The sequence below is a fragment of the Candidatus Saccharimonadia bacterium genome (genome assembly GCA_035544015.1).
Lineage (GTDB): Bacteria > Patescibacteriota > Saccharimonadia > UBA4664 > UBA4664 > UBA5169.
Map to the genome: position 1 here is coordinate 1 of DATKIP010000003.1, position 1,913 is coordinate 1,913.

Consider the following 1,913-nt stretch of genomic DNA (forward strand, 5'->3'; position numbering starts at 1 on the left):
TGTTGCAAAAGTCGGATGCAAGGGATCGGGTCGTTTGGCCTTTTGTTAGGGGCGGCGGCTTTAAGCCGCCGGCCCTGACGCTTTTTACGCAACTCCAACTCTACGCGATGCACAGAACTTCTGCCGGTGGCGGTCGCGCAACCAATGACGCGAGCCGCCGCAGGTTCTGAGCGATGGCAGCTAGAACAAACTCGTCCTGGGCGCCTCGTGGACCACGCAGTCGAAGTCGACCGAGCTTAAGGATGCGCTTCAGGTGCGCAAACCGCATCTCGATCTTCTTGCGCTCACGTCGCGACGTCTCGAAGCCCTGGGTACCGGCGAACGACCGGGCGACGTCCCGGGCGTGTTCATGTATGTCGCGCGGGATCTTGCGCGATGGTTCTTTTGGGCAGCACTGCGGTTTGAGCGGGCATACATCGCAGTCGAGCTTGCTCGCACGATACAGAAGCGTCTTGCCCTCGTGCACGGTGCCGCTCGTTCCGAGGCGCTTTCCGCCCGGGCAGTGGTAGACGTCGCTGGTCGGATCATACCGAAAGTCGCTGCGCGAGAAGGTGCCATCGTCCCGCTTCGACTTGTCGAACACGGGGATATGTGGCGCGATGCCTTTATCCTCGACCAGCCAGTTCAACATCGGAGCTGCCCCGTAAGCGGTATCCCCGACAAGCCGCTCTGGCTTGAGGCCGAAGCGCTGCTCTGTTCGTTCGATCATGGTCTTCGCCGCGCCGACCTCGGCCTGGCGAATGGAGCGGGATGCCTCGACGTCAACGATGACGCCGAACTTCACGTCGATGAGATAATTGTCGGAGTAAGCAAAGAATGCCGGCCCCTTGTGAGCGCCGGTCCACTGGGCGGCGGGATCGGATGGTGAGACGAACTTCGGGACAACCTCGCTGGCGGCGCCCCACGCCGTGTCGTCGAGGGTTGCCAGATACTCCTTCACCGCGCGGCTTGACCTCGCCGGATCGCGATCCCTGCGCCAATCCCGCCCCGCGATCGAGCGCTGCTTGTTGGCATCTGCCTGGATCAGGCTCGCGTCTACCGCAAAACCTTCGCCACCAACCAGACCGGCCGCAATGCACGCCTCGACGACACGTTCGAATACGCGACGAAAGACATCTCCCTCGCGGAAGCGCTCATTGCGGGCCCGCGAGAACGCCGAATGATCCGGGATAGCATCCTCGATACCGAGCTTGCAGAACCAGCGATAGGCGAGGTTCACCTGCACTTCACGGCAGAGCAGCCGCTCCGAGCGGATCGCAAAGACATACCCTACGATCAGCATCCGGATCATCAGCTCCGGATCGATCGACGGGCGACCCATGGACGAATAATGAGATGCAAGCTCGCTGTGAAGCCACGAAAGATCGAGAGCAGCATCGATCTTCCGCACCAGGTGATCTTCGGGAATCGCGTCGCCAAGATGAAACTCGTAGAACAGTTGACCTTGGTCACTCTTCAGACGGCCCATCATGGATCGACCTCGTCGCGATTCGCGTCAACACTACGGAATCACGCCTCGTGGCCTCTCTCAACCGACTTTTGCAACATGGGGTAATTCCGGGATCGAGCCAGACAAAGGCAAGGGAATCAGCTCTCCAGGAACGTATGAGGCCGGCCTCATGTGGCCTCGCAACGATGGAGAGCGGCAATGGAGTACTATGTCGGACTGGACGTGTCGTTGAAGCAAACATCGATCTGTGTGGTGGACCAGTCGGGATCGGTCGTGCGAGAGGGCATCGTCGATTCAGATCCTGAGGCGATCTCAGTTTACATGCGGTCAAAGGCGCCGGGCGCGGTACGTATCGGCCTCGAGACCGGACCGACATCCACGTGGCTTTGGACTGAGCTTAAGCGACTTGGCCTGCCAGTGATCTGCATTGACGCGCGCCATGCCAAGGCGGTGCTCAAGATGC

At 60.4% G+C, this 1,913-nt stretch carries 2 protein-coding genes; one reads left to right on the plus strand and one right to left on the minus strand.

The window, feature by feature from the left end; genetic code table 11:
* Positions 1-100 precede the first annotated feature (100 nt).
* Positions 101-1,471: an IS1182 family transposase gene (locus VMT30_00010; protein ID HVQ43341.1), complete on the minus strand. Its 1,371-nt coding sequence runs from the start codon at positions 1,469-1,471 to the stop codon at positions 101-103.
* Positions 1,472-1,648: 177 nt separating this feature from the next.
* Here VMT30_00010 and VMT30_00015 point away from each other — a divergent pair.
* Positions 1,649-1,913 (plus strand): IS110 family transposase (locus VMT30_00015; protein HVQ43342.1); only part of this gene is annotated, 265 nt, incomplete at its 3' end.

Coding starts and splice junctions, on each gene's coding strand:
- VMT30_00010 (HVQ43341.1), bottom strand. CDS start 1,471: ATGATGGGCCGTCTGAAGAGTGACCAAGGTCAACTGTTCTACGAGTTT.